Origin of the sequence: Citrobacter sp. H12-3-2 (assembly GCF_009649895.1) — a bacterium.
GTDB lineage: Bacteria > Pseudomonadota > Gammaproteobacteria > Enterobacterales > Enterobacteriaceae > Citrobacter > Citrobacter portucalensis.
The window spans coordinates 1,418,864-1,444,323 of record NZ_CP045837.1 but is presented as its reverse complement, the minus strand read 5'-3'; the positions used below and the strand labels follow the sequence as shown (position 1 = coordinate 1,444,323).

Here is a 25,460-nt window from a genome sequence, read left to right as displayed (position 1 = left end):
ATCTCATCATGCCCACTGGCGCATACGCTGATGCAGCGTCAACGACGGTTTCTCCGCAAACAACTGCTGGTAGTCGGTGGCAAACTGCCCTAAATGCCAGAATCCCCACTGCATGGCGGCGTCTTTCACCGTCGCACTCTGCGACCATGGGCTTATCAACTCACGGCGCACGGCGTTCAGGCGAATACGTTTCAACCAGGCATTCGGGCCAATACCGAGGATCGCGTGAAAGGCGTTTTGCAACGTCCGGCGGCTAACGTGCAGCTGATTGCATAAGTCGAGCACGGTCAGCGGCTCTGACATATTTTCCAGCACGTATTCGCGCGCACGTGACAGCAAGCGACGATAGCTCTGATGGCTGATGCTTTCCGCAGTCATAATCGGCTGCGCTTCTTCCAGCATGGTGCCCATCGCCAGCAGCAGGTTATCCCCTAACACTTTACGCACCGCGGGTTGGTGAAGGTTTTCAGGATTCTCACTAAACGTCGCCAGCGCCTGCTGCACAAAGCCCCATAGCGCGGCTTTGTGTTGTTCTTTAACTTCCAGCGCCGACTGATTGCGCAGCATATGTAGCACCCTTTCCGGGTTATGCAGGAAGTTGGCCTGACGAGCAATGGCCTCTTCCGAAATGACGACACCCAAAATGGTGTAATCATCCGGCGTACTCAGTTCAAACTCCGTCCCGCCTGGGCGGGTGGCAATTTCAGCGCTACCCAAACACTGGGTACCAATAAATCCCTGCTCGCCGCGCGTGGCCGGAATGCCAAACCAAAATGAGTTTGGCCAGACAAGGCACGACTGACGCAGCGCCAGTCCGGTGTATTCACGGAACACCTGAATATCATCGAGCAGGATTTCCGTGAACTCGCCATGAAATTTTCCCGGATGCAGCTGGTCGTAGATCTGCTGCCAGGCGGTAATCGTCAGCGCGTGCTCATACACATCCGTTGTTCGCCGTTGGTGAACGTTGTCCACTTCCACTTTCGGCGTCAGTTTAACGTCTTCGGGTAATACTTCATGATAAAGATGGTGCAAGTTTGCAGTACGGTTCTTTTTCATGATCTTTTAAGCCGGAAGCTTCAACGAAGCCCCCGGCCCTCCGACAGGTTAATTTTTTAAGCGGTAGCGACTACTGCGTTTACGCAACGCTCCATCAGAAAAGAGCTGTTCCAGCGCATTTCTGGCTTCATCAAGTGACCAGCCAAAGTGGGCCGCCACTTCCCCTGCCGTCATTCCTTGACGGACCGATGCTAACAGCGTCAGAAGTTGGGCAGAGGATTCAGACGTCACTGAGGCGTCCTGTGTCTTCTCTGGTTTCGCTTCTGTTTTCGCTTCTGGCTTCTGTTCAGGTTTCTTCGGCTGGCGTTTAAAACCGCCGATCAGCCACTGGGTGTCATCGTCCGGCCGGCCTATTTCCTTACGGCTGATAACACGGCCCGTACGCGCTGCGGCTGCACTGCCAGCATCCAGCGCTGCGCGGCATGCCGCCAGATCGCCTTCCACCACCAGCGTCAGTCGACCAGGATCGAGCACTTCGTGGCTAAGCAGACGCACGTTCGCGGCTTTCAGCATGGCATCGGCCGCGTCCACGGCAGCCACCATGCCATCCACTTCCAGTAATCCCAGTGCATTGATCATCACTACCTCTCTTACGCGCGCTGGATTGGATTACGGGCAATATCCAGAACGGCATCGGCAAAGGCGTTACATGCGGCTTTACAAGCGGCCTGGCTACCGGTCAAAAACGCGGCTGAATAGTTAGTTTCTGACGGCGGTGGTACATAGGTCACCAGTTGTACATCGGCAGATTTCAGCGCGGCATCAATACCAAATGTCGCTTCCAGCGGCGGTGCTACCAGATACGCCATCGGATCGCCCAGTCGGCATCCCGCGGTTGCGGAGAGATACGAACCGGTACGCGAAACCACATGCGCCAGGAAGGCGGTATCTTCTGCGTCATTCGCCCACTGGAATGCCGCACCGCTTTCAATATTGGCCACCATCGCGTCCAGACCCGCGCGAACTTCGGCCGGGTTTGGTCCACCGAGCATAATCAGCACTTCGCCCGATGTTGGAGAGGGACTGTGCGCCGCACCGGCATACAGCGAGCGGCCATAAACCACTTCGACCATTGCCTGTTTTGTCGCTTCGTCTGCGGCAATATACGCCACGTCATCAGAATCTGCTGTGATGAGTCCGAGGCTACGTATATGTGGCGGTAATTTAAGTTCGCGGGCAAAACCGTCATTTACCGAGGCAATCACACGCATTGCGGTGACTGAAGGTCTAATTAAATCTAATGCTGGCATGATGCCTCCTTAACGGGTCATATTGATGCCGGATGCTTTTTGCTCCAGCATGCGCTTGGCCAAATCCACAATCACCGCCGCCGCTTCAACTGGTGGCGTACCGCCCTGGTGAATGTTCGAGATACAGGTACGGTCAGCCTCAACGGTGGTCGCCACACGCGGCGAATAGACGGCGTAGCAAGAAAGACTTTCCGACTGGCCGAGGCCCGGACGTTCACCAACCAGCAGGATCACCGCTTTTGCACCCAGCAGTTCGCCGATCTGATCTTCGATTTTCACGCGCCCATAGCGAACAAAGAACGGCGTCCCAACCTTCAATCCGGCCTGTTTTAAGCCCGACAACAGCGGCGGCAGGATCTCTTCATAGTTAGCGGTAATCGCGTCGGTAGACAGGCCATCAGAAATAATCACCTGCACATCCGGATTCATTACACACTGTGATTTCAGTGCTTCAATGGCTTCCGCACTCAGACGACGCCCCATATCCGGACGCGTCAGATACAGGTTTTTGTCGCTGATTTCCGAGCGCACTTCCAGCAGCCCCTGGGCTTTTACCCACTCTTCCGGCACTTCTTTCAATACCGTATCTTTCGAACGCGAGTGGTCAGCCAGGAAACGCAGCAGCGCCTGGGTACGCGGACGAGGACCGGCACGACCGGTACATACACGCGCAGCGGTGCTACGACGAAGTTCAGTCAACACCTCTGCACGGTGCGGATTCTCAACGCCAATCCATGCTTTGGCTTCGGCTGAGCCTAAGTCCATCGCGCAGCTTTCACCGGTCGGCGCGGCGCACTGCGTGGTGCTGCATTTTGCTGGCGCTGACGGTTCTTGAGCCTGCGGTTGAGACTCACCCATTGACGCCATTACGCTGCGTACAATTTCTTCAATCTGTTTTTGATCCATCGTGTGTCATCCCCGCGTCATCAGAAGAACAGTGACGGATCGCCCGCCCGTTTGGTCAGGCGACCGTTTGCCATAATGCCCATAGTTTCCAGCCAGCGTTCAAACTCCGGCGACGGACGCAGGTTCAGCAGCTGACGCACGGTCGCGGTGTCATGGAAGGCGGTGGTCTGATAGTTGAGCATGATGTCGTCACCGAGCGGCATGCCCATGATGTAGTTGCAGCCAGCGGTGGCGAGCAGAATCATCAGGTTTTCGTTAAGGTTCTGGTCAGCATCAGCATGGTTGGTGTAGCAGCAGTCGCAGCCCATCGAGATGCCGCTCAGCTTGCCCATAAAGTGATCTTCCAGACCCGCGCGAATAATCTGACGGTCGTTGTAGAGATACTCTGGCCCGATAAAGCCCACCACGGTGTTCACCAGGAACGGATCGTAGTGACGTGCCAGCCCGTAGTTACGCGCTTCCATCGTCACCTGATCGGCACCGAAGTTCGCGCCCGCGGAAAGCGCAGACCCTTGCCCGGTTTCGAAGTACAGGCAGTTTTCCCCGGCGATACGGTTGAACTCAGCGCCCACTGCGCGCGCTTCATCCAGCATGGCCAGTTCAACGCCAAACTCTTTTAAGCCTTTTTCGCTACCGCAGATACTCTGGAAAATCAGCCCGCCCGGCGCGCCGCGACGAATCGCTTCGATCTGGGTAGTCACGTGTGCCAGTACGCAGCCCTGGGTCGGGATGTTGAATTTGTCGATAACGCCGTACACGGTATCCAGTACGCGGCTTAAGTTTTCCACGTCATCCGTTACCGGGTTAACACCAATCACCGCATCGCCCGCTCCGAAGGACAGCCCTTCGTAGATTTGTGCGGCAATACTCTGCACGTCATCACGGGTGTCGTTCGGCTGCAAACGGCAGCTGAAGGTGCCCGGCAGACCGATGGTGGTATTGGCCTTTTTGATCACCGGCATTTTCTTACCGCCGTAGATCAGGTCCGCGTTAGAGCAGATTTTTGCTACCGCAGCGACCACTTCCGACGTTAACCCTTTGCGCGTAAACGCAATGTCATCAACGGAGGTTTCATCGCTCAGCACGTACTCGCGCAGCTCGCTGATACTCCAGTTTTTGATACGGTTATAGGCCGTCTCGTTGACGTCATCCTGAATCAGACGAGTAACACAGTCCTCTTCATAGGAAATCACCGGGTTATTGCGGATATCCGCCACCGTCATTTCCGACAGTACCTGCTTGGCCGCCACGCGCTCCTGCGAACTGGTTGCGGCCACTCCTGCCAGCACATCCCCCGAACGCAGTTCGTTGGCTTTTGCCAGCACCTCTTTAACATCCTTAAACTGATAAACATTGCCGAACAATGTGGTCTTTAGTTTCATAAGTCGTTCCCTCAGGAAGGAAATGCGAGTGATTTCACCGTCACCGGCACAACCGATCCGCCAAAAAGAGGCGTACCAATGTCGATATAGTCCCCCGCCCGGACAACCACCTCATCGATGACTGCCAGCGGGTGTTGCTGTAACTGTGGGCGTAACAGCATGCCCAGGGCCTTACCAAAATCCTGCTCGGCTACCACCAACAGGGGATGCGGATTCGGATAGCGCGCGACAAAGGCCAGCAGCGCATCAATCACCGTTAACAGCGCGGCATAGCGCACCGGCAGCGAACCGGGCAGCGCCAGCACGTAGGCGTCCGTTTGCGGGTCCAGATCGAGCTGCATTAGCGCCTGTTGCCAGGCGGCCACCAAATCAGCCTCATTAACCGGAATCGCCACCGGCAGATTGCGCAGCGGAAGCGCCACGCCTTCCAGCCAGATGGTGCTGCCCGAAAGCGACAGCGTATGCGCACCGGCGCCAATCACCGTGGCGCGCACGGTTTGCGCCGGGAACTGCACGTTCATCTCACGCAGGCGCGGATGTTCATGCAGTGCCGTTGCTAACAGCGGGCCAATGTCGGAAAAACAGAACGGATCGGCTGGTTGGTTGCGGTAGCACTCGCCCACCCCGCCGGACAACGTAATCACTTCCGGTTTCACGCCCGCCGGTAACAGGCCGGTTTGCATCAGCGCCTGCGCCAGCGGTGATAACGTGCCGTCAATCACCTCCACAATCAGCGCCGCCATCCGTCGGGCTACCTGAACAAGCTGCGCCGCATTGAGGGTTCGGGCGTCGGTGCCCGGACCAAATACGTCATCAACAATCATCTGCCCCGGCTGATGCGCATGTACTACTCGCCCCTGGCCGTCCGTTTCCAGCAGTCGCCCGCCGACGTTGAGGCAAGCCGAACCGCTGACCTTTCCGGCATCAAACAGAACGTAGTTCGACGTGCCGCCACCGATGTCGATATTCAGTACGCGGCACAACTTCTGCTCGGACAGGGTTTGTGCCCCCGCACCGTGACCGGCAATCACCGATTCCAGATGCGGTCCGGCGCTGGCCACCACAAAATCCCCCAGCGACTGAGAGAGCGCCATCACCGCCGGACGCGCATTACGGGTTTTGGCACTTTCTCCGGTGATGATGATCGCGCCGGAATCGACAGTCTCAGGTGCAATACCCGCCGCCTGATACTGGGCGAGGATCAGCGCCTTAAGTTCGGCCTCTTTCAACCCGCCCTGCTTATCAACGGGGGTAAAGAACACCGGGCTTTGCCAGCTAATTTCGCGTTTGATGAATTCGTAGCGCGGCACCTGCGACACTGCCGCACGGTTGACTAACTCAAGGCGCGAGAAAATCACCTGAGTGGTAGTGGTGCCGATATCGATACCGACGCTCAATAGCTGGCGAGTATTCACGATTGCGCCTCCGGGTTGGTTTCTACTTCTGCTGGCACATCTTCATCTTTCGGTACCAACAGCATAGCCACACCAATCGCCGTCACGCCGCCAATCAACTTGCCGACAATCATCGGGAAGATCATCGCGTTCATGTTGGCAGCGGCGAAGCCTAAGTGGTCACCCAGTGCAAAGGCCGCGGAGACCGCAAAGGCGCAGTTGATCACTTTGCCGCGGGTATCCATATTCTTCATCATGCCGAACATTGGGATGTTGTTCGCCAGCGTCGCAACCATACCGGCAGCAGCAATATTATTGATTTTTAACAGGTTGCCGACGCTCATCAGCGGTTTTTCAAACCAGCGGGTCAGCAGCAGTACCATTGGGTACGCACCGAGCAGTACGCAGGAAATAGAACCGATAACTTCGATGGCGCGCATCACTTCACCCGGCTTGTCGCCCGGAGCCATGAAGATAGGATCAAGACCTGGGATTAGCTCCCAGCCGAGCAGGAATTTGACCACTGCTGCTGCCAGGCCGATGGTGATCAGCGCCACCAGGAATTTCGCGAAGATCTGGAAGCCGTTGATCATTTTTTCCGGGATGAATTTCAGTCCCAGCGCCACCAGCACGGCCACGATCAGCACCGGGATCATATTCATCAGGATCAGCGCGAAGGTGAATTCCACCGGCTGTCCGTTGATTTCGACGCCGGAGTACATCGCAATCAAACCGCCCGCAATACAACCAATCGGAATGGTGACAATACCCGCCAGCACGCCCAGCGCCAGATAACGACGGTCAGACGGTTCAATAATCCCCAGCGCAACCGGAATGGAGAAGACCAGCGTCGGCCCCATCATCGCCCCGAGGATCAGGCCAGAGTACAGCCACGCCGCAACGTCGCCGCCCGCCAGTTCTTTCGCAAGGAAGAAGCCGCCCATATCGCACGCCAGCAGCGTTCCGGCAAACATCGACGGGTTCGCGCCCAGCATTTCATACAGCGGAATAATTACTGGCCCGAGCACATGCGCCAGAACCGGTGCCAGCGCGGTCATACCGACCATCGCCAGACCCAGCGCGCCCATCGCCATAAAACCTTCTTCAAACTGGCCGCCCGATCCCTCAATACTCTTACCGAACTTACCGAGGAAGCGTGCCGAACCGCCGAACTGCGACAGGATCCTGTCCACGGCGGCAATCAGCATAAAGAACATCATGATGTACATGATGATTTCGTTAATTCCCATAGCCCCTACTCCCTGTCATTTGTGATTTGTAGGCCGGATAAGACGTTTACGTCGCCTCCGGCATTAACGCCGTGTTATTGCCGGATGGTGGTGCGAGCACCTTATCCGGCCTACAGGCATTACCCGGCAGCCGCGTACAGGTCGATGATCTGTGCCTGCGTGGCGGTGCGTGGGTTACTGCGAATACAAATATCCTCCAGCGCGGCGTGAGCCCATGCGCTGTACTGCTCGGGCTTTGCCCCAACGTCAGAGAGTCGTTTGGTCTGGCCCACTTCGCTAATCAACTCGCTGACCGCGTTGATAGCATCACGATCGTCCGATTTCTTGTTGGTTAACGCGCGTCCGATATGGCTAAAGCGCTCACGACACACCATGCGGTTGAACCCCATTACCGTGGGAAGCAGCATGGCGTTAGCCTGTCCGTGTGGAATGTGCAACGTCGCCCCCGGCTGGTGCGCCATCGCATGGCACAGGCCAAGCCCAGCGCTGGAAAACGCCATCCCGGCCATACAGGAAGCCAGCAGCATGCTTTCGCGCGCCGCCAGATCCTGACCGTAGCCGACGGCCTTCGGCAGCGATTTACCGATCATCGCTATCGCACCAATCGCCAGGCTGTCGGTAAACGGCGTCGCGTTCAGTGCGCTATACGCTTCAACGGCGTGCGTCAGTGCATCAATCCCGGTCATCGCCGTTACGTGCGCAGGCACACCTTCCGTCAATGCGGCGTCAAGGATCGCCACATCCGGCATCAGGGTTGCGTGGGCCAGTACTTTTTTGAGTCCGGTCGCGGCGTCGATAATCACCGTGACGTTCGTGGTTTCTGAGCCCGTTCCGGCGGTAGTCGGTACGGCAATCAGCGGCAGACGCGGGCGTAACACGCTACGCTCGTCCATGTCAGCCAGCGTCTGGGTAGGATTGGTCACCAGCAACGCCACTGCCTTGGCGGCATCCAGCACGGAACCGCCGCCGAAAGCCACGACACCGTCGCACTTTGATTCACGCAGTTGCGCGACTGCCGCGCAGACGTCCGTAATGCACGGTTCACCTACCGGACATGGCCACAGCGTCATTGCCACACCTTTCATCGCCAGGCTGCGCTCCAGTGCGGCGGTCATCCCCGCCTGATGCAGAAAGCTGTCAACCATGACGAACATATGCGTCAGTCCGCGCGTTTGTGCTTCCTGTCCGCAGGTACTAAGCGCTCCCAGTCCACATAACGTAACCGGGGGAACGCTAAACGTTTTTACGCGTTGCAGATTCAGGGTATCGAATGCCTGAAAGAGCGCGGTCTGCAATTCAGCTTGCATAGATTCCTTCCGCTTTTTCTTTTCCGCTGTTTGCAATCGCCAGCGGAGTCATAAACAGGCTGTGCTGGGGTAAATGCACCTGCAGTTCCGGGAAACGCTTACGGAACAGTTCATCAACGCCTGGCTGCATACAGGAGCCACCCGCCAGCCACAAATCAGCGACACCCTGTCCGGCAATATGGTGCGCCACGATTTCCGCCATCTTTTCGTAGACAGGCTTCACCACCGGCCAGATTTCTTTGCCATTGCTGCGCTTGTACTGCTCGGCTTCTTCCAACTGGATACGACGGTTCCCGGCCAGCGTCAGAGAGATATGGTGCCCGCCAGTCGCTTCATCAGCGGAGTAAGTCACTTTGCCCTGTTTAACAATCGCAATCCCGGTAGTGCCACCACCAATATCCACCACGCCGGCGTTATCAAGCTGCAACAGATCCGCCACCGCGGTTGGTTCGTCGAGGACATGGCTCACTTCAAGCCCGGCAGACTCCAGCACGTTAATAGAGATGCGTGGGTCAGTTCCCGGTGGAAACGAGGTTGCCGCATGGGTAAAACGGCAACCCAGTTGTTGTTCGAGCGTATCGAGATGGCGACGAACGATGGTCACCGCACCAAAGAAATCCCAAACGATGCCATCGCGCACGACATCGGCCCAGTCCAGGCAAACCGCGACCGGCTGTCCGTCACTGTCCACAACCATCGACACCACATCACACGTTCCCAAATCAATGCCCAACCACAGCGGTGAATCGCTCTTTGCGGGCGCCTGATTACATAGCGTTGCCGCTTTTAGCAGTCTGGGTGTCAACCAACGTTGTTCGTCGTGCGCCATCTCATTTACTCCTTATACAATTCTGAAGGCGTCTACCAACACACAGCGACGCAGACGCACAAACGTACGCGCACTGGTCACCCCTTCCCCGGTTGGTGTGGTAATAGTCATCGTGGTCCAGCCTTCACCGCCCAGTCCAAGACCGGCAATGCACGGTCCGTTCTTAACGAAGATGCTGGTATCAATGGCGTTTGCCATACGGTTCATATTTTCGATATTGCGTGAGTGCATCGCCGCCGTATGGTGGCAGCCGCCTTCCAGCTTGACCGCCAGTTCAATGGCTTCATCGACGTTGGCAACTCGCACGACCGGCAGCACCGGCATCATCAGTTCGGTAACGGCAAACGGATGCGTCGCGGAGGTTTCGACGAATAACAGACGGGTTTGCTCCGGTACGTTCAGACCAATCGCCGCAGCGATTTTTCCGGCATCGCGCCCGACCCAGTCACGACTGACTGTGCCTTTACCGCGCTCATCGATATTTTTCAGCAGCACCGGCTGCAGCTGTTCGGCCTGAGCCGCGGTCAGTTTCACCGCATGCTGGCTTTCCATCAGACGCATCAGTTCATCAGCGACGCTATCGACCACGATCAGCACTTTTTCGTCGGCGCAGATGATGTTGTTATCAAACGATGCACCTTTGACTATCGACTGCGCCGCACGTGCCAGGTCAGCCGTTTCATCAACCACCACTGGCGGATTACCCGCACCAGCGGCAATCAGACGTTTGTTGGTGTGCTTACGCGCGGCGTCTACTACGGCTTCACCACCGGTCACTACCAGCAGGCCGATACCTGGGTACTTGAACAGACGCTGGGCAGTCTCGATATCCGGGTTGGCAACGGTGACCAACAGGTTTGCCGGACCGCCTGCGGCAACTACCGCCTGATTAAGCAGAGTGATAGCGCGCTGAGAGACTTTTTTCGCCGCCGGATGCGGTGCGAAGACCACGCTGTTACCAGCGGCAATCAGGCTGATGGCGTTGTTAATGACGGTCGCGGCCGGGTTGGTGGATGGAGTTACCGAGGCCACCACGCCCCACGGTGCGTTTTCAATCAGCGTCAGACCGTTATCGCCGGTCAGAACCTGTGGAGACAGGCATTCCACACCCGGCGTGCCGCGCGCCTGCGCCACGTTTTTGGCAAATTTATCTTCGACGCGTCCCATGCCGGTTTCAGTGACGGCAAGTTCCGCTAATTCTCTGGCGTGCTTTTCGCCCGCCTCACGTAGGGCCGTGATAGCCAGTTGGCGCATGGCGACGCTTTTCAACCCCTGTTGGGCCAGTTTTGCTGCCGCCACTGCGTCATCCAGGGAGGCAAAAACGCCCATTTCTTGAACGGCACTGACGGGTTGGCTGCTGTCTTTCATTTTCAGCAGTACCGCTTTCACGACCTGTTCAATATCCTGTTGATTCATGATTTTCTGCCTTATTTATGGAAGATCACCTGACCACCTGTCACCACTTCATCGACAATGCCAATCACGCACAGATCGACAGGCGATGATTCATTCCGGTGCGCCTGACGGGCGGAGCTTCCGCTGACCAGCAGCACCCACTCTCCGGTTCCCGCCCCGATGCTGTCGATAGCAACAGCACATTGCCCGTCGGGATTTCCCTGGGCGTCAATCATTTCCACCATCAGCAACTTGTCGTGCGCGAGCCCCTGATGGCGTACGGTACAAACAATTTGTCCTGTAACGATTGCCAGTTTCATACGCGCCTCCGTGGCATATTTCAGGTAAAACCTCCCCCTACCCTCCGCAGAAGGTAATGTGAAAAGGAGAGAGGGTGACGCCAGCAATGAAGTCTGTGGCGTCACATGGACGACTTACATGTCGTTGCTGTCGCCTTTAAAGCTGATCGGGAACACTTCTTCCAGATCGCCGTGCGGACGTGGGATCACGTGTACTGAAACCAGCTCGCCAATACGCTGTGCAGCCGCAGCACCTGCGTCCGTTGCAGCTTTACATGCCGCTACGTCGCCACGGACCATGGCAGTGACCAGACCGCCACCGATCTGCTTCACGCCAACCAGTTTCACGCGTGCCGCTTTAACCATTGCGTCAGAAGCCTCAATCAGTGCAACCAGGCCCCGGGTTTCAATCATTCCTAATGCTTCCATTATGCTTTCCTCTTAAGTCAAAGGGGGTCCAGAACGGGACCTTATACAACCAGTGTGTGCGAGGCGTTTTCACGACTCATGTCAGTCTGGCGCGGCACTGCTGCCACCAACGCCAGTTCGATAATTTCCTGTACGCTACAGCCACGAGAGAGATCATGAAGCGGTGCGGCAAGCCCTTGAATCAACGGACCTACTGCGCGATACCCTCCCAGACGCTGAGCGATTTTGTAGCCAATATTGCCTGCCTCCAGCGATGGGAAGACCATCACATTGGCATTGCCCTTTAACGGACTGGCGGGCGCTTTTTGCGCTGCGACATCCGGAACAAAGGCGGCATCAAATTGCAGTTCTCCGTCCACGGTAAGCTGCGGGGCACGCTCACGAACGATCTCGGTCGCCTGCTGCACGTTAGCGACGTTAGGATGGCGAGCACTGCCATTGCTTGAAAACGACAGCATGGCGACGCGCGGCTCTTCACCAGTGATCACCTGCCATGTCTGCGCGCTGGCAATTGCAATATCCGCCAACTGTGCGGCGGTGGGCTGCGGCACGACGCTGCAATCGGCAAAACCTAATGACGGACCAAGGTACTGCGGCAGCATCAGGAAAATTGACGACAGCGTTTTACAGCCAGGCTGTAGCCCGATAATGCGTAATCCGGCACGCAGCACGTTCGCTGTTGATGAGAGATTGCCCGCAATACAGACGTCAGCTTTACCCGCGCTGACCATTGCAGCGGCGAACATCAGCGGATCGTTGAGTTTTTCCAGCGCATCCGCAGGCGTTTTATCTCCCGCGCGGGCCAGCCAGCGCAGCGCAAACTCTTCGCGCATTGGCTGATTGCTTTGCGGATCGATAACCTGAATGCCATCCATTGCCACCCGATGGCTGAGGGCAAACTGGCGCAGCGCAAACGGGCTGGCGACGAGAATGGGATGTGCCAGACCGTGCTGATGCAGGTAATTCGCCGCCTTCAGCACCCGGACATCCAGCGCATCCGGGAACACCACCCGTGCCGGTGAGCGTTGGGCGAGTTGACGAGCACGTTCAATGATCATTGCTTCTCCCCCAGTCGCTGTTGAATTTGGTTAACCGTCAGCGGATGCTTCGCAACGCTCAGAATCATCATCACGTAGACCGTACTGGAAAGGCGGTTGAGCGCCTGCATAATGTCCGGTCGCATAACCTCAAAACTGCGAGTGATGAACACCTGGGCCGCCACCGTCTCCGTTTCACGGACTTTGGTACGCAGCAGATTAAGCAGCGCGCAATCACGTCCGTGGCTGGCTTCAGGCACCAGATGGTCGTGGTCCAGATAGCGCAGCGGTTGATGCGAAAGACGGTGTAAATCTTCGTCACTTAAACCCACGACAGCTTGTGCTGCCAGCGGCTCATCCATGGCGTCAGCGCGCATAATATTGCCCAGGCGCGAGCGGATATCCGCCAGCCACGGCTGCCACGGTTCTGCCATCTCAATCTGCAACCACACAGCCAGGGCGATGGTGCTGTCCAGCGCGGCGCGAAATCCCAGCCGAGGGTCACTTTTGGCGACCATCTTGTCCGCCGTCAGATGCGTCAGGGTGTCCGGTTTCTTCGCCACCGGTTGATGGCACAGTTCGCAGCTGGCCTGTGGATGCGTATCGCTGCTGGTTAATCCATGCACCGGCTGCGGCTGCTGTTCTTCGTCATCAATAAACAGGCTGCCCTGCTCGTCGATAAACTTAATACGCAGATGTCGGCTTTCCAGTAATTCCCGGGCAGACGGCGTCAGGCGAGCGTCAGCGGGGAGATGAATTTCAGCCCCTTCGCTGAGCGTATGATTCGCTCTGAGCCATGCTTCGGTAATGAAATCCTTCATACATCCGCCTTAGCAGGACTGCCAGTTCGCAGGCCAGGCCACATACAGAAACTTCACCGTCGATGGCGTACCAAATTCGATGCTGGAACCTTTCGGGATAAACATGACGTCCCCGGCTTTTGCAATCATGGTTTCGCCTTCGTGGCGAACGTGCAGCTCGCCTTCCAGAATCATGTCGATTTCGTCGTAGTTCAGCGTCCATGGGAAAAAAGCGTTATCCCACTGCATGAACCCGGCGGCCATGCTGCTACCGTCCTGGTCGGTCACCAGATCGGTTAAGCCCACGCAGTGCGGCTGCGCGCCGTCAAAACGACCAAACTTCACGCTGCTGCCGTCGATGACTTTGACGCCGCCTTTGCCGGTTACCGAGCTAAAACTCGGCTGCATTCCGCCCTGCTCCAGCGACTGCTTCTCCTTCATAACTTTGTCCATCAGCTGGGCGACCAGGCTTTCGGTAAACAGCCCTTCCGGTAACTGCGCAATGATGGTTTCGCGAATGCGCTGGCTTTCCGTTTTGCCATCATCAACCGCCGCCGGTACAGCAGCAGTTGGCGCGGATTCATCGCATTCACTGATGGTAACGCCCAGCAGCTCCGCAACTTCGCGCGCCTCCGGGGTGATGATGCTGGCGCGCAGAACAACCGACATTTCCTGTTCGCCGCGTGCGTGGGCCGCACGAATATCGTTAGCTGTGATGAGTTTTTTCACCTGCCCTTTCCTCCTTTTGGCTGAGCTCAGTCAGATAATCCACCAGGTGCTGCACGCTGCGCGGGTCATGGCTATTGAGCTCAAAAATCGGCTCCTGAAACCCCATCCCGCGAAGTAGTTGTCGCGTTGCGGCGACGTCGGCATCCGGCATGTCCGTTTTACTGATAACGGCGATTTGTCGTTTACTGGCGCCGATATCCAACAGCCCGGCAGGTAAGCGACTTTCTTTATCATTTGCCGCGTGTATATAAATCAACGTATCGACATCCTGCAGCGTGGTAATTAAGGCGTGATACCAGCGCGGATGGCTAAAATATTCCCCTGGCGTATCGATATCGCCATTTTCATTAAACTCCACGGCCTGTGTTTTTCTGGCGAGGGAATAATTCCCCTGTAGCGCATTAAAGAGCGTTGTTTTCCCCGCCCCCACCGTACCGACAAATGCAATACGTTTCATCGCCGCCTCTGATTAACTTTTTGTCAGGTTGCACAAAGTGAAATTTAATAATCGACCCAGACCACTTACCGTCTGTAATAACGCTTCTTCTACTGCGCCTACCGAACCGTAGATCACCAGTGCGCCGCTGAATCTATCGAGAAAACCGATATGTACATCCGCCGCCTTCATGGCTAAGTCACCGGCAATCATCGCGGTTTCGCCTGGCGTCAGCGTCATGATGCCGATAGCGCCCGCTTCGGGTACGCCGATCTTTTTCGCTAATTCCTCGCCGGGGTGCGCAATGAGATGCGCCAGCGTGACCTGTTTCCCCGGCACAAATTCCTGAATAATGCGTTCTTTTTCCATTGCTCACCGCCTCCGCTAAAACTGCCCTCATCGTGGCAATTTTTTGTCAGAGTAAATAACAAAATTCGGCAACCAGGTTTAAAAGGTGAAGTAGATCACTAAGAAAGGGAAAATAAAAAGGCGCGGGAGAAACCCGCGCCGGAAATAAATTAAAGTGAAATTACAGCGGCTGCGTTTGGGCTTCTACAACCGCCAGCGCCACCATATTAACGATACGACGAACAGAGGCGATCGGCGTTAATACGTGAACCGGTTTCGCAACCCCCATCAGCACCGGGCCAACCGTTACGCCTTCAGAACTGGAAACGCGTAGTAAGTTGTAACTAATACGGGCAGCTTCCATATTCGGCATCACCAGAATATTCGCTGAGCCTTTCAACGGACTGTCCGGCATGCGGTCATTACGGATGCTTTCCACCAGCGCGGCGTCGCCGTGCATTTCGCCGTCAATCATCAACTCTGGCGCGCGCGCCTTAATCAGCTCCAGCGCGTCGCGCATTTTGCTGGCCGACGGACAGTTAGAGGAACCAAAGTTGGAGTGCGACAGCAACGCCACCTTCGGTTCGATACCAAAGCGACGCACGGTCTCTGCCGCCATCACGGCGATTTCCGCCAGTTGCTCAGGCGTAGGATCGTCGTTGACGTAGGTATCGGCGATAAAGGTGTTACCGCTTGGCAGCAGCAAGGCGTTCATCGCCCCGGCAGTATGCACGCCGTCGCGATGACCAAATACCTCTTTCACCACGCTGAAGTGCTCATGGTAGTCGCCAATCGTACCGCAGATCATCGCATCCGCTTCGCCGCGCTGTACCATGATTGCGCCGATCACCGTAGTGTTGGCGATCACCGCACGCTGCGCCTGCTCCTGGGTAATCCCACGACGCTTCATAATCTGGTAGTACTCGCTCCAGTACTCTTTAAAGCGCGGATCGGACTCATTGTTGACGATTTCAAAATCGACGCCCGCTTTGATCTGCAGACCCAGTTTCTGGATGCGCATCTCGATCACGCTCGGACGACCGATCAGGATCGGTTTTGCCAGCCCTAACGTGATCAGCTCCTGGGTAGCGTGCAGTACGCGCGCTTCTTCCCCTTCGGTCAGCACCACGCGCTTCGGCGCTTTGCGTGCCAGGGAGAAAATCGGCTTCATGAACAGGTTGGTTTTGTAGACGAATTCAGTCAGCTTATCGATGTAAGCGTCAAAGTCGGCAATCGGACGCGTTGCCACGCCGGAGTCCATCGCCGCTTTCGCCACAGCAGGGGCGATTTTGACGATCAGACGCGGGTCGAACGGTTTCGGAATGATGTATTCCGGGCCGAAGCTCAGGTCCTGATCGCCATAAGCAGAGGCCACCACTTCACTCTGCTCGGCATGCGCCAGCTCAGCAATGGCGTGCACCGCCGCCAGTTTCATCTCTTCGTTGATGGCCGTCGCACCAACGTCCAGCGCACCGCGGAAGATGAACGGGAAGCACAGGACGTTGTTAACCTGGTTCGGGTAGTCTGAACGACCGGTACAGATGATGGCGTCGGAACGCACCTCTTTTGCCAGCGGCGGCAGGATTTCCGGCTCCGGGTTGGCGAGTGCCAGAATCATTGGCGCACGCGCCATCTTCTTAACCATTTCCTGCGTCAGCACTTTCGGGCCCGAGCAGCCGAGGAAAATATCTGCGCCGTCAATGACATCATCCAGCGTACGCTTACCGTCATCCACCACCGCGTAAGCCGCTTTGGTTTCCGCCATGTTCGGTTCGCGGTCTTTGTAAATCACACCTTTGGAGTCACAGACCACAATATTGTGTTTCTGCATACCCAGCGCTACCAGCAGGTTCATACAGGCAATCGCCGCCGCACCTGCACCAGACACCACCATGCGCACGTCAGAGATATTTTTCTCAACCACCCGCAGACCGTTCAGAATAGCGGCTGTACTGATGATTGCCGTACCGTGCTGATCATCGTGGAAGACCGGAATATTCATGCGCTCGCGCAGTTTTTGCTCAATGTAGAAGCACTCCGGCGCTTTAATATCTTCGAGGTTGATACCGCCAAACGTGGGCTCCAGGGCCGCAACCACATTGATAAACTTATCCGGATCGAGTTCATCGACTTCAATGTCGAACACGTCGATCCCGGCGAATTTCTTAAACAGAACGCCTTTACCTTCCATCACCGGTTTGCCGGCCAACGCGCCAATGTTGCCGAGACCCAGCACCGCTGTGCCGTTGGAAATAACCGCAACCAGGTTGCCGCGCGCGGTGTATTTGTAGGCTGCCAGCGGGTCCTTTTCAATTTCAAGACACGGTGCAGCCACGCCCGGGGAGTAGGCCAGCGCCAGGTCGCGCTGCGTTGCCAGAGGCTTGGTCGGAGAAACCTGGATTTTACCGGGTACCGGAAATTCGTGGAAATCGAGGGCGCTTTGTTTTAACTGGTCATCCATCTTGTTGTTCCTTTCACGTATCTATCAAAAAAGTGGCGCGGGTAACCATTCTACTGAGCCGCACATTATCACCTCAGTCAACGGTACAAACTTTGAAGGTCCCCAAACTCTCACCATTCAAAGAAAGAATTTGTTATCAATTTATAACAACCATGTTACCTGCTTAATCCAGCAATACCATGCCTGTCTGCTATGCTTTTTGCTGACAACGCCCGCAATTTTCCCAAAAGTGTGAATCACAACACGCATCTAACACTTTACTTTTCAAGGAGTATTTCCTATGACCCGTAAAGAGCTTGCCAATGCCATTCGTGCGCTAAGTATGGATGCCGTCCAAAAAGCTAACTCCGGCCACCCTGGAGCACCAATGGGGATGGCCGATATCGCCGAAGTTCTGTGGAACGATTTTCTACGCCATAACCCGACCGATCCCACCTGGTACGATCGTGACCGGTTTATTCTGTCCAACGGCCACGCTTCAATGCTGCTTTACAGCCTGTTGCATCTTTCCGGTTACGACCTGCCAATCGAAGAATTAAAGAACTTCCGTCAGCTCCATTCGAAGACGCCAGGGCACCCGGAAATTGGCTACACGCCGGGCGTGGAAACCACGACAGGACCGCTGGGTCAGGGTTTAGCCAACGCCGTCGGCATGGCCATTGCCGAGCGTACGCTGGCAGCGCAGTTTAACCAGCCGGACCATGAGATTGTTAACCACTTTACCTGGGTCTTTATGGGCGACGGCTGTCTGATGGAGGGTATTTCACACGAGGCTTGTTCGCTGGCGGGCACGCTGGGGCTTGGCAAACTCATTGGCTTCTACGATCACAACGGCATCTCGATTGATGGTGAAACCGACGGCTGGTTTACCGACGATACTGCAAAACGCTTTGAGGCTTATCACTGGCATGTGGTACACGACATTGACGGTCATGACCCAGAGGCGGTGAAAAAAGCCATTCAGGAAGCGCAGGCTGTTACCGATAAACCATCGCTGATTATCTGCCGCACGGTGATTGGTTTTGGCTCACCAAATAAAGCAGGGAAAGAGGAAGCGCACGGCGCTGCGCTGGGCGAAGAAGAGGTGGCACTGACCCGGCAGAAGCTGGGGTGGCATCATCCTGCTTTTGAGATCCCCAAAGAGATTTACCGGGCGTGGGACGCACGCGAGAAAGGCGAAAAAGCGCAACAGGGCTGGAAGGAGAAATTCGCAGCTTACCAACAAGCCTACCCGGAACTGGCGGCAGAGTTTACTCGCCGGATGAGCGGTGGGCTGCCGGAAAAGTGGGAAGAAACAACCCAGAAATATATTACCGAGCTGCAGGCCAATCCGGCCAAAATCGCCACCCGTAAGGCCTCGCAAAATACCCTTAACGCCTACGGGCCTATACTGCCAGAGCTGCTTGGCGGTTCGGCGGATTTGGCCCCCAGCAACCTGACCATCTGGAAAGGCTCTTCCTCTCTTAAAGAGGATCATGCAGGAAACTACATCCACTACGGCGTGCGGGAATTTGGCATGACCGCGATTGCCAACGGTATCGCCCATCACGGGGGCTTCGTACCGTACACCGCTACGTTCCTGATGTTTGTCGAATATGCCCGAAATGCCGCGCGTATGGCGGCGCTGATGAAAGCCCGACAAATCATGGTTTATACCCACGACTCGATTGGCCTGGGGGAAGATGGTCCTACGCACCAGGCCGTTGAACAGCTCGCCAGCCTGCGCCTGACGCCTAATTTCAGTACCTGGCGACCGTGCGATCAGGTTGAGGCGGCGGTAGGCTGGAAGCTGGCAGTCGAACGTCATGACGGGCCAACGGCGCTGATCCTCTCGCGGCAGAATCTGGCACAGGTTGAGCGCACGCCTGAGCAGGTGCAGCAAATTGCCCGCGGCGGCTATGTGCTGAAGGATGGCGGCGGTAAGCCGGATGTTATTTTGATTGCTACCGGTTCAGAAATGGAAATCACGCTGCTGGCAGCGGAAAAACTGACCGGAGAAGGTCGTAACGTGCGAGTGGTTTCTCTGCCCTCAACCGATATCTTCGACGCCCAGGATGAGGCGTACCGGGAATCGGTCCTGCCAGCAAACGTCAGCGCTCGCGTGGCGGTAGAAGCAGGAATTGCTGACTACTGGTACAAATATGTCGGGCTGAAAGGGGCAATTGTTGGGATGACGGGTTATGGAGAGTCGGCTCCAGCGGACAAATTGTTCCCGTTCTTCGGCTTTACGGTAGATAACATCGTCGACAAAGCGCACAAGGTGCTTAACGCGTGATCCACAGTGTGGGCCAGGCATCTGGCCCATGCCAGTTATCGCAGCTTGGCTCCTGGGCATAGCGCACCAGGCGAAAACGTTGACCGTCGTAGCGCCAGCGGGTCTGGATACCGCAATCTGCCAACCCTCGTCCTTTAGCGAGGGTGACCAGCTCCCGCGACTTCTCGTCAAACGTAGCGTTGGTCAGCTCCATATCGCGACTTTCTGCATCCGTTTTAAACGGCAGGCTTAACCGTACCGCGCGTGAAGTCAACGGAGTCGTACGTGAAACCACCCACGCCAGATCGATGGTGTTATACGCCCCGGCCTCACAGCCAATCATCAGCAGCGCTTTATCATCCGTTAGGGCCGTGACGCGCATCTCGCGACGCAGCGGATCGATAGAGCAGCGAATACCGTTGATCCGCCAGTTACCATAGTCCAGCAGTTCACTGCGCTCCTGCTGCGTGAGAGGCGTTGGCGTTGGATTAATGACCGCTACACCTTTCAGCGCGGGGGCCGGAGGTACGCTGAGCGGAGGCTCGTCACCTTTTTCAATCCATGCGGTTTCGCTCCCCACCCGTTTTTGCTGGGCGTCGATAAACAACAATGCGGCTTTTAGCCCGACCAGCGAAAGGTTTTGCGCACCTTTTTGCAGGGTAATCGCCTTCGCGTCCTGTACGGTTTGTAAAAATGCGCTGATGGTGGCGGGATCATCGGTCGTCAGCTGCCAGGGAGTTATGCGCCAGTGCTCGCCGCTCAGCGAGAGTGGCGCACCATCCAACAGCAGACGCGGCGCAATATCGCTCTCTTTGACGCTGGACGATTCCAGCCCGCCCAGCTCAATACGCAACACGGCGTCGGTATGTGCCCCGGCGCTGCGGCTCAAGGTCATGACCAGGCCGTGGTGCTCTCCGGTATTACGCGCCACGCAAAAATTTTGGTTATTACACGTTACCTGCCAGTCAGAAAATGCCTGTTGCGCGGGCGCAGCCCACAGCAATCGGGCGGGTAGCAACCCGAGCAGGAAAAGGAGAATAACGCGATAGCGCATGGACGGTACAACCCCGAAGTCAAAACACACAGCCTAAGCGGTATCTTCCTTGCGCGACTGATGTGGCTCAATAAGAATCGTCGGATTGGCCGTAAATTTGTAAAGAAATATAAATCCCGCGCATTAGTCCATGAGATGCGATGACTGCAAATAGTTCAGCAATAGCACCGTTTTACCGTCACGGATCTCACCCGTTTTGATCATTTCCAGCGCCTGTGTGAACGGCAGTTCCAGAACTTCAATATCTTCATCTTCCACGCCGCCACCCGCGTTTGTCCGCTGACTGTCACGGTATTGCGCGATGAAGAAGTGGATTATTTCCGTCACACCGCCCGGCGACATGTATAGCTCAAACAGTTTACGTACTTCACCCACTTCAAAGCCGGTCTCTTCAATCGCCTCTTTTCGAATACATGCTTCCGGTTCGTCGTTATCCAGCAGCCCGGCGCAGGTTTCAATCAGTTGACCGTCTTCGTTACCGTTGACCCATGTCGCAACGCGAAACTGGCGGATGAGCACCACCGTTTTCTTCTCCGGGTTATACAGCAGAATTGTGGCGCCGTTGCCACGATCGTAAACCTCACGTTTGTGACGGATCACCTCTCCATTCTTACGGGTCAGGTCATAAGTGATATTGCGCAGGACGAAGTAGTTATCGGAAAGGACTTTATCTTTGATGAGGGTAATTTTTTGCGACATACCGGCTCCACAGCAAGAAGTGAAAAATAATACTACGCCGTGAAACCGGGTTTGTCTTGGAACAATGTAGGCCTGATAAGCAAAGCGCCATCAGGCATGCATGCGGCACATTGCCGGATGGCAACGCTAACGCGTTTTATCCGGCCTACTCGCCGATTAATGAGATTTGACTGATTTTACGCCCAGCCAGTCGACGATCCCCTGGGCGGCGTGCCGCCCTTCCGCCATAGCCGTCACCACCAGGTCTGCACCGCGTACCGCGTCACCACCAGCAAAGATTTTTGGGTTACTGGTTTGATAACGGTATGCACTTTCAACATCGGCGGCAATGCGCCCCCAGTTATCGACCTTAACGCCATGCGACTCCAGCCACGGCATGCCGTGTGGGTGAAAACCAAACGCCATAATCACCGCATCTGCGGGCATCACAAACTCACTCCCGGCAATGGGAACCGGGCGGCGACGGCCCTGCGCATCAGGTTCGCCAAGTTGAGTACGTAAGAAACGCACACCGCTGACTCGCCCATCGGCATGCAACACCAGCTCAACCGGCTGAACGTTAAACTCGAAATTTGCCCCCTCTTCCCGGGCGTTCTTCACCTCTTTTTTCGAGCCGGGCATGTTGGCTTCATCACGACGATAGGCGCAGGTCACCTGGCTTGCGCCATGACGCAGGGCGGTTCGCACACAGTCCATTGCCGTATCGCCTCCGCCCAGCACAACCACGTTTAGTCCGGCGGTGTCGATAAACGGTTCTTCAGGCAGTTCCTCCAGCCCCATCACCTGCTTGGTGTTGGCAATCAGGAACGGCAGCGCATCATACACGCCTGGCGCGTCTTCATTTGGCAGGTCCGCCTTCATGGAACGATAGGTTCCTACGCCCACGAACACGGCATCGTAATCCTCCAGCAGCTTTTCAAGCGCGACATCCTTACCCACTTCACAGTTAAGTTCAAAATGAATGCCCATGGCGCTGAAGATTTCACGGCGACGCGCCAGCAGCGATTTGTCCAGCTTGAAGGCCGGAATACCGAACGTCAGCAAACCGCCTATTTCAGGATGGCGATCGTAAACGGTGGCGCTGACGCCGCTGCGCGCCAGCACATCCGCACAGGCCAGACCCGCCGGACCCGCACCGATGATGGCAACACGCTTGTCCACTTTCTGCACATGGCTTAAGTCCGGTCGCCATCCTTTACTCAGCGCCCGATCGGAGATGTAACGCTCAATATTACCGATGGTAACTGCGCCATGCTCGCTACGCACCGTACATGCCCCTTCGCAGAGTCGATCCTGCGGGCATACGCGTCCGGTCACCTCCGGCAGGCAGTTGGTCTGGTGAGAAAGCTCAACCGCCGCGTCGATATTCCCGGCTTTGACCAGTTCAATCCACTGCGGAATGTGGTTATGCAGTGGACAGGTCCATTCGCAAATACTGTGGTCGCCGCATTTCAGGCAGCGAGAGGCTTCGCGCTCCGCCTGCGCCGTACGAAACGGCAGATAGATCTCTTCAAAGCTGGTTTTCCGGGCCTCAATCGCCAGTTTATCCGGCTCCCCGCGCGCAGGCGTCGCCTGCATTTGCTCACGTTTAGTGATGACATGTGGAACAAAATCGGTAGTGCTGGCATGCCATGGCTGGCTTTCCATACTTGCGGTACGCAGCCTGCGCGCTTTTGACAGACCGGTAAGCGAATTTTCCGTCACCAGCTGTAACGCCTGCGCCGGACAGTTCTCTACGCAGGCGGGTCCCTGTTCACGCCCCTGGCACAGATCGCATTTGTGCGCGGTAGCTTTCACCTTCCCTTTGGCGACGGGAGTGAGTACGATCTGCATCGTGCCGAAAGGACAGGCTACAACGCACGATTTACAGCCAATACACTTTTGCGGGTTCACCTGAACGCTGTCGTTATCATGGCTAATTGCCCCGTTTGGGCAACTTCTGGCGCAGGGTGCATCTTCGCAGTGGTGGCAGGTCACCGCGCTGCGCTGCTGCTGATGCTTAATGACGGTAATTCGGGGCTGAAAATGCCGTTGGCTCAGGACATGCTGTTCGCCATTGTGAGCCATGACGCAGGCGACCTCACAGGCATGGCATCCCAGGCACTGCTGGCTATTGACCATAATAAAACGATTCATGGCTTCCTTCTTTTTTGGTTGCAAAAACCTTATTCTTTATAAGAGTGTTATTAACCGACACGGAAGGAAGCGGCAATGTTCATTTGCCCAGGAAGCACAACTATTTATCCAGAACCTGTGGCAGATCAATTTATTTCATCGCATATGAAATTGTGTTTCAGTTACCATCCAGTTTCATGGCGTTTTATTAACATTTATCAAATACACCGCATCGTTCACGCTGTTTTCAGGCGCGATGTGTATTGTGTGAGGATGCACAAGTGACGGTAAAGCGTCCGGTCTCGGCCAGTCTGGCTAAAGCTTTTTTCTACATAGTGATGCTGTCGATTCTCTCAACGGGTATTGCGCTGCTCACGCTGACCAGCAGCTTGCGAGATGCCGAAGCCATCAACGTTGCTGGCTCATTGCGCATGCAAAGCTACCGTCTGGGTTACGATCTACAAAGCCAGAGCCCGCAGCTTAACGCCCACCGCCAGCTTTTCCAGCAGGCGCTAAACTCGCCAGCATTACAGAATCTGAACGCGTGGTATGTGCCACAAGCGGTAAAAAGCCGCTATGGACGTCTGCATGCTAACTGGCTGGAAATGAACGCCCGCCTGATCGACGGCGATTTAAAATGGTACCAGGCCAACATCAACAACTACGTCGATCAAATCGATCTCTTCGTGCTGGCGTTGCAGCATTATGCCGAGCGTAAAGTAATGCTGGTATTTGGCATCTCGCTGGCGGGCGGGATCGGCATATTCACCCTCGTCTTCTTTACCCTGCGGCGCATTCGTCAGCAGGTGGTGCGTCCGCTGAATAAACTGGTGATGGCCAGTCAGCAAATTGAACACGGTCAGTTTGATATCCCAACGCTGGATACCGGTTTGCCCAATGAACTGGGGTTGCTGGGCAAAACGTTTAGCCAAATGTCGAGTGAATTACACAAACTGTACCGCTCGCTGGAAGCGTCTGTGGCCGAGAAAACTCACGATCTCCACGAAGCCAATCGCCGTCTGGAGGTGTTGTATCAGTGCTCCCAGGCATTAAATACCAGCCAGATTGACGTGCACTGCTTCCGCCATATTTTACAGATCGTCCGCGAACATGACGCCGCGTATTTCCTTGAACTCACCGTCGGTGATAACTGGCGGATTAGCGAAGGGACTAAAAGCCTCGAGCTGCCAATGCAAATCCTGCCTGTCACCATGCAGGAAACCGTCTACGGCGAACTGCACTGGCAAAGTCCAAACGTCAATGCTTCTACTCCGCTGCTCAACAGCGTCTCCTCGATGCTGGGACGCGGGTTGTACTTCAACCAGGCGCAAAAACATTTTCAGCAGCTGTTGTTAATGGAGGAGCGAGCGACGATTGCACGCGAGCTGCACGACTCGCTGGCGCAGGTGCTCTCTTATTTACGCATTCAGCTCACGTTGCTTAAACGTTCAATCCCGGAGGATAACGCCCCGGCGCAAAGCATTATGGCGGATTTCTCCCAGGCGCTGAACGATGCCTACCGTCAGCTACGCGAACTGCTCACCACCTTCCGTCTGACCTTACAGCAGGCAGACTTACCCTCCGCCCTGCATGAAATGCTGGAAACGCTGCAAAATCAAACCTCAGCTAAACTCACACTCGACTGTCGGTTACCCACGCTGGCGTTGGATGCGCAAATGCAGGTGCACCTGTTGCAGATCATCCGCGAAGCGGTGCTGAACGCCATTAAGCATGCCAGTGCGAGCGAAATTGCCGTCAGCTGCGTAACGGCTCCGGACGGCAACCACACGGTTTATATCCGCGATAACGGCATCGGCATTGGCGAGCCGCATGAGCCTGCAGGGCACTATGGACTCAATATTATGCGTGAGCGGGCGGAAAGACTGAGCGGCACGTTGACCTTCTCTCAACCTTCCGGAGGGGGAACGTTGGTGAGCATCAGTTTCCGTTCGGCTGAATCAGACAGTGAGCTAACGTAAAGAACCGCAAAGCGCCGTCGGGTCTGGATCCAGGCCTGACGGCGTTGG

The 25,460-nt window shown here is 55.9% G+C and carries 23 protein-coding genes; 2 read left to right on the top strand and 21 right to left on the bottom strand.

The genetic code is table 11. From position 1 onward, the window contains the following. Positions 1-6: 6 nt before the first annotated feature. The 18 genes from eutR to maeB all read right to left on the bottom strand — a co-directional run bounded on the left by eutR (position 7) and on the right by maeB (position 17,311). Complete coding sequence (eutR, locus tag GHC22_RS06800; RefSeq protein ID WP_003835032.1) at positions 7-1,059, bottom strand: HTH-type transcriptional regulator EutR; 1,053 nt, start codon at positions 1,057-1,059, stop codon at positions 7-9. A 48-nt stretch (positions 1,060-1,107) separates the two neighbouring features. Further along, positions 1,108-1,638: an ethanolamine utilization microcompartment protein EutK gene (gene eutK / locus GHC22_RS06795; protein ID WP_153752513.1), complete on the bottom strand. Its 531-nt coding sequence runs from the start codon at positions 1,636-1,638 to the stop codon at positions 1,108-1,110. 11 nt (positions 1,639-1,649) lie between these two features. Next, entirely contained in the window at positions 1,650-2,309 is a 660-nt protein-coding gene (gene eutL / locus GHC22_RS06790; protein WP_003838537.1) for an ethanolamine utilization microcompartment protein EutL, read from the bottom strand. A gap of 9 nt (positions 2,310-2,318) precedes the next feature. Beyond that, the gene (gene eutC / locus GHC22_RS06785) at positions 2,319-3,215 is read right to left on the bottom strand and encodes an ethanolamine ammonia-lyase subunit EutC (protein ID WP_008785418.1); all 897 of its coding nucleotides are present in this window, start codon (positions 3,213-3,215) and stop codon (positions 2,319-2,321) included. Positions 3,216-3,235: 20 nt separating this feature from the next. Beyond that, positions 3,236-4,597 (bottom strand): ethanolamine ammonia-lyase subunit alpha, encoded by a 1,362-nt coding sequence (eutB, locus tag GHC22_RS06780; RefSeq protein ID WP_003038029.1) that lies wholly within the window; start codon positions 4,595-4,597, stop codon positions 3,236-3,238. A gap of 11 nt (positions 4,598-4,608) precedes the next feature. Then, positions 4,609-6,012: an ethanolamine ammonia-lyase reactivating factor EutA gene (eutA, locus tag GHC22_RS06775; RefSeq protein WP_153752511.1), complete on the bottom strand. Its 1,404-nt coding sequence runs from the start codon at positions 6,010-6,012 to the stop codon at positions 4,609-4,611. Beyond that, positions 6,009-7,241: an ethanolamine utilization protein EutH gene (gene eutH / locus GHC22_RS06770; RefSeq protein WP_003835043.1), complete on the bottom strand. Its 1,233-nt coding sequence runs from the start codon at positions 7,239-7,241 to the stop codon at positions 6,009-6,011. Before eutH ends, eutA begins: the two co-directional genes overlap by 4 nt. Positions 7,242-7,360: 119 nt before the next feature. Further along, on the bottom strand, positions 7,361-8,548 hold the full coding sequence (gene eutG, locus GHC22_RS06765) for an ethanolamine utilization ethanol dehydrogenase EutG (RefSeq protein WP_008785420.1): 1,188 nt from the start codon (positions 8,546-8,548) through the stop codon (positions 7,361-7,363). Then, the gene (gene eutJ / locus GHC22_RS06760) at positions 8,538-9,377 is read right to left on the bottom strand and encodes an ethanolamine utilization protein EutJ (RefSeq protein ID WP_153752509.1); all 840 of its coding nucleotides are present in this window, start codon (positions 9,375-9,377) and stop codon (positions 8,538-8,540) included. The genes eutG and eutJ overlap by 11 nt, the downstream gene beginning before the upstream one ends. Before the next feature lie 12 nt (positions 9,378-9,389). Further along, positions 9,390-10,793 carry an aldehyde dehydrogenase family protein gene (locus GHC22_RS06755; RefSeq protein ID WP_003835050.1) on the bottom strand — a complete coding sequence of 468 codons (1,404 nt, stop codon included), beginning with the start codon at positions 10,791-10,793 and terminating at the stop codon, positions 9,390-9,392. An 11-nt stretch (positions 10,794-10,804) separates the two neighbouring features. Continuing rightward, positions 10,805-11,092: an ethanolamine utilization microcompartment protein EutN gene (gene eutN / locus GHC22_RS06750; RefSeq protein WP_153752507.1), complete on the bottom strand. Its 288-nt coding sequence runs from the start codon at positions 11,090-11,092 to the stop codon at positions 10,805-10,807. A 114-nt stretch (positions 11,093-11,206) separates the two neighbouring features. Continuing rightward, positions 11,207-11,500, bottom strand: a complete 294-nt coding sequence (eutM, locus tag GHC22_RS06745; protein WP_003835054.1) for an ethanolamine utilization microcompartment protein EutM — start codon at positions 11,498-11,500, stop codon at positions 11,207-11,209. 41 nt (positions 11,501-11,541) lie between these two features. Beyond that, a complete protein-coding gene (gene pta, locus GHC22_RS06740; RefSeq protein WP_153752506.1) occupies positions 11,542-12,558 on the bottom strand; it encodes a phosphate acetyltransferase in 1,017 nt (338 codons plus the stop codon). Continuing rightward, positions 12,555-13,358, bottom strand: a complete 804-nt coding sequence (gene eutT, locus GHC22_RS06735) for an ethanolamine utilization cob(I)yrinic acid a,c-diamide adenosyltransferase EutT (protein WP_003835057.1) — start codon at positions 13,356-13,358, stop codon at positions 12,555-12,557. Before eutT ends, pta begins: the two co-directional genes overlap by 4 nt. Positions 13,359-13,367: 9 nt before the next feature. Further along, positions 13,368-14,066: an ethanolamine utilization acetate kinase EutQ gene (gene eutQ, locus GHC22_RS06730; RefSeq protein ID WP_153752504.1), complete on the bottom strand. Its 699-nt coding sequence runs from the start codon at positions 14,064-14,066 to the stop codon at positions 13,368-13,370. Then, complete coding sequence (eutP, locus tag GHC22_RS06725; protein WP_003037998.1) at positions 14,044-14,523, bottom strand: ethanolamine utilization acetate kinase EutP; 480 nt, start codon at positions 14,521-14,523, stop codon at positions 14,044-14,046. The genes eutQ and eutP overlap by 23 nt, the downstream gene beginning before the upstream one ends. A gap of 12 nt (positions 14,524-14,535) precedes the next feature. Beyond that, positions 14,536-14,871: an ethanolamine utilization microcompartment protein EutS gene (gene eutS / locus GHC22_RS06720; protein ID WP_003037995.1), complete on the bottom strand. Its 336-nt coding sequence runs from the start codon at positions 14,869-14,871 to the stop codon at positions 14,536-14,538. 160 nt (positions 14,872-15,031) lie between these two features. After that, positions 15,032-17,311, bottom strand: a complete 2,280-nt coding sequence (maeB, locus tag GHC22_RS06715; RefSeq protein WP_003835063.1) for an NADP-dependent oxaloacetate-decarboxylating malate dehydrogenase — start codon at positions 17,309-17,311, stop codon at positions 15,032-15,034. A 280-nt stretch (positions 17,312-17,591) separates the two neighbouring features. Here maeB and tkt point away from each other — a divergent pair, with 280 nt between their 5' ends. Next, entirely contained in the window at positions 17,592-19,586 is a 1,995-nt protein-coding gene (gene tkt / locus GHC22_RS06710; RefSeq protein WP_128316383.1) for a transketolase, read from the top strand. Here tkt and GHC22_RS06705 read toward each other — a convergent pair. From GHC22_RS06705 to aegA, 3 genes are all read right to left on the bottom strand, one after another. Beyond that, positions 19,576-20,619 carry a DUF1176 domain-containing protein gene (locus GHC22_RS06705; RefSeq protein ID WP_008785425.1) on the bottom strand — a complete coding sequence of 348 codons (1,044 nt, stop codon included), beginning with the start codon at positions 20,617-20,619 and terminating at the stop codon, positions 19,576-19,578. The two genes, tkt and GHC22_RS06705, sit on opposite strands and share 11 nt — an antisense overlap. A 123-nt stretch (positions 20,620-20,742) precedes the next feature. Continuing rightward, the gene (gene nudK / locus GHC22_RS06700) at positions 20,743-21,318 is read right to left on the bottom strand and encodes a GDP-mannose pyrophosphatase NudK (protein ID WP_008785426.1); all 576 of its coding nucleotides are present in this window, start codon (positions 21,316-21,318) and stop codon (positions 20,743-20,745) included. Positions 21,319-21,474: 156 nt separating this feature from the next. Further along, positions 21,475-23,454: a formate-dependent uric acid utilization protein AegA gene (gene aegA, locus GHC22_RS06695; RefSeq protein WP_153752503.1), complete on the bottom strand. Its 1,980-nt coding sequence runs from the start codon at positions 23,452-23,454 to the stop codon at positions 21,475-21,477. Between the two features lie 260 nt (positions 23,455-23,714). Between aegA and narQ the strand changes: the two genes are divergently transcribed. Further along, complete coding sequence (gene narQ / locus GHC22_RS06690; protein ID WP_153752502.1) at positions 23,715-25,412, top strand: nitrate/nitrite two-component system sensor histidine kinase NarQ; 1,698 nt, start codon at positions 23,715-23,717, stop codon at positions 25,410-25,412. Positions 25,413-25,460 lie beyond the last annotated feature (48 nt).

Excerpts from the sequence above, each read along its gene's own strand:
- eutR (WP_003835032.1), bottom strand. The coding sequence starts at position 1,059 with ATGAAAAAGAACCGTACTGCAAACTTGCACCATCTTTATCATGAAGTA.
- eutK (WP_153752513.1), bottom strand. The coding sequence starts at position 1,638 with ATGATCAATGCACTGGGATTACTGGAAGTGGATGGCATGGTGGCTGCC.
- eutL (WP_003838537.1), bottom strand. The coding sequence starts at position 2,309 with ATGCCAGCATTAGATTTAATTAGACCTTCAGTCACCGCAATGCGTGTG.
- eutC (WP_008785418.1), bottom strand. The coding sequence starts at position 3,215 with ATGGATCAAAAACAGATTGAAGAAATTGTACGCAGCGTAATGGCGTCA.
- eutB (WP_003038029.1), bottom strand. The coding sequence starts at position 4,597 with ATGAAACTAAAGACCACATTGTTCGGCAATGTTTATCAGTTTAAGGAT.
- eutH (WP_003835043.1), bottom strand. The coding sequence starts at position 7,241 with ATGGGAATTAACGAAATCATCATGTACATCATGATGTTCTTTATGCTG.
- eutG (WP_008785420.1), bottom strand. The coding sequence starts at position 8,548 with ATGCAAGCTGAATTGCAGACCGCGCTCTTTCAGGCATTCGATACCCTG.
- eutJ (WP_153752509.1), bottom strand. The coding sequence starts at position 9,377 with ATGGCGCACGACGAACAACGTTGGTTGACACCCAGACTGCTAAAAGCG.
- GHC22_RS06755 (WP_003835050.1), bottom strand. The coding sequence starts at position 10,793 with ATGAATCAACAGGATATTGAACAGGTCGTGAAAGCGGTACTGCTGAAA.
- eutN (WP_153752507.1), bottom strand. The coding sequence starts at position 11,092 with ATGAAACTGGCAATCGTTACAGGACAAATTGTTTGTACCGTACGCCAT.
- eutM (WP_003835054.1), bottom strand. The coding sequence starts at position 11,500 with ATGGAAGCATTAGGAATGATTGAAACCCGGGGCCTGGTTGCACTGATT.
- pta (WP_153752506.1), bottom strand. The coding sequence starts at position 12,558 with ATGATCATTGAACGTGCTCGTCAACTCGCCCAACGCTCACCGGCACGG.
- eutT (WP_003835057.1), bottom strand. The coding sequence starts at position 13,358 with ATGAAGGATTTCATTACCGAAGCATGGCTCAGAGCGAATCATACGCTC.
- eutP (WP_003037998.1), bottom strand. The coding sequence starts at position 14,523 with ATGAAACGTATTGCATTTGTCGGTACGGTGGGGGCGGGGAAAACAACG.
- eutS (WP_003037995.1), bottom strand. The coding sequence starts at position 14,871 with ATGGAAAAAGAACGCATTATTCAGGAATTTGTGCCGGGGAAACAGGTC.
- maeB (WP_003835063.1), bottom strand. The coding sequence starts at position 17,311 with ATGGATGACCAGTTAAAACAAAGCGCCCTCGATTTCCACGAATTTCCG.
- tkt (WP_128316383.1), top strand. The coding sequence starts at position 17,592 with ATGACCCGTAAAGAGCTTGCCAATGCCATTCGTGCGCTAAGTATGGAT.
- GHC22_RS06705 (WP_008785425.1), bottom strand. The coding sequence starts at position 20,619 with ATGCGCTATCGCGTTATTCTCCTTTTCCTGCTCGGGTTGCTACCCGCC.
- nudK (WP_008785426.1), bottom strand. The coding sequence starts at position 21,318 with ATGTCGCAAAAAATTACCCTCATCAAAGATAAAGTCCTTTCCGATAAC.
- aegA (WP_153752503.1), bottom strand. The coding sequence starts at position 23,454 with ATGAATCGTTTTATTATGGTCAATAGCCAGCAGTGCCTGGGATGCCAT.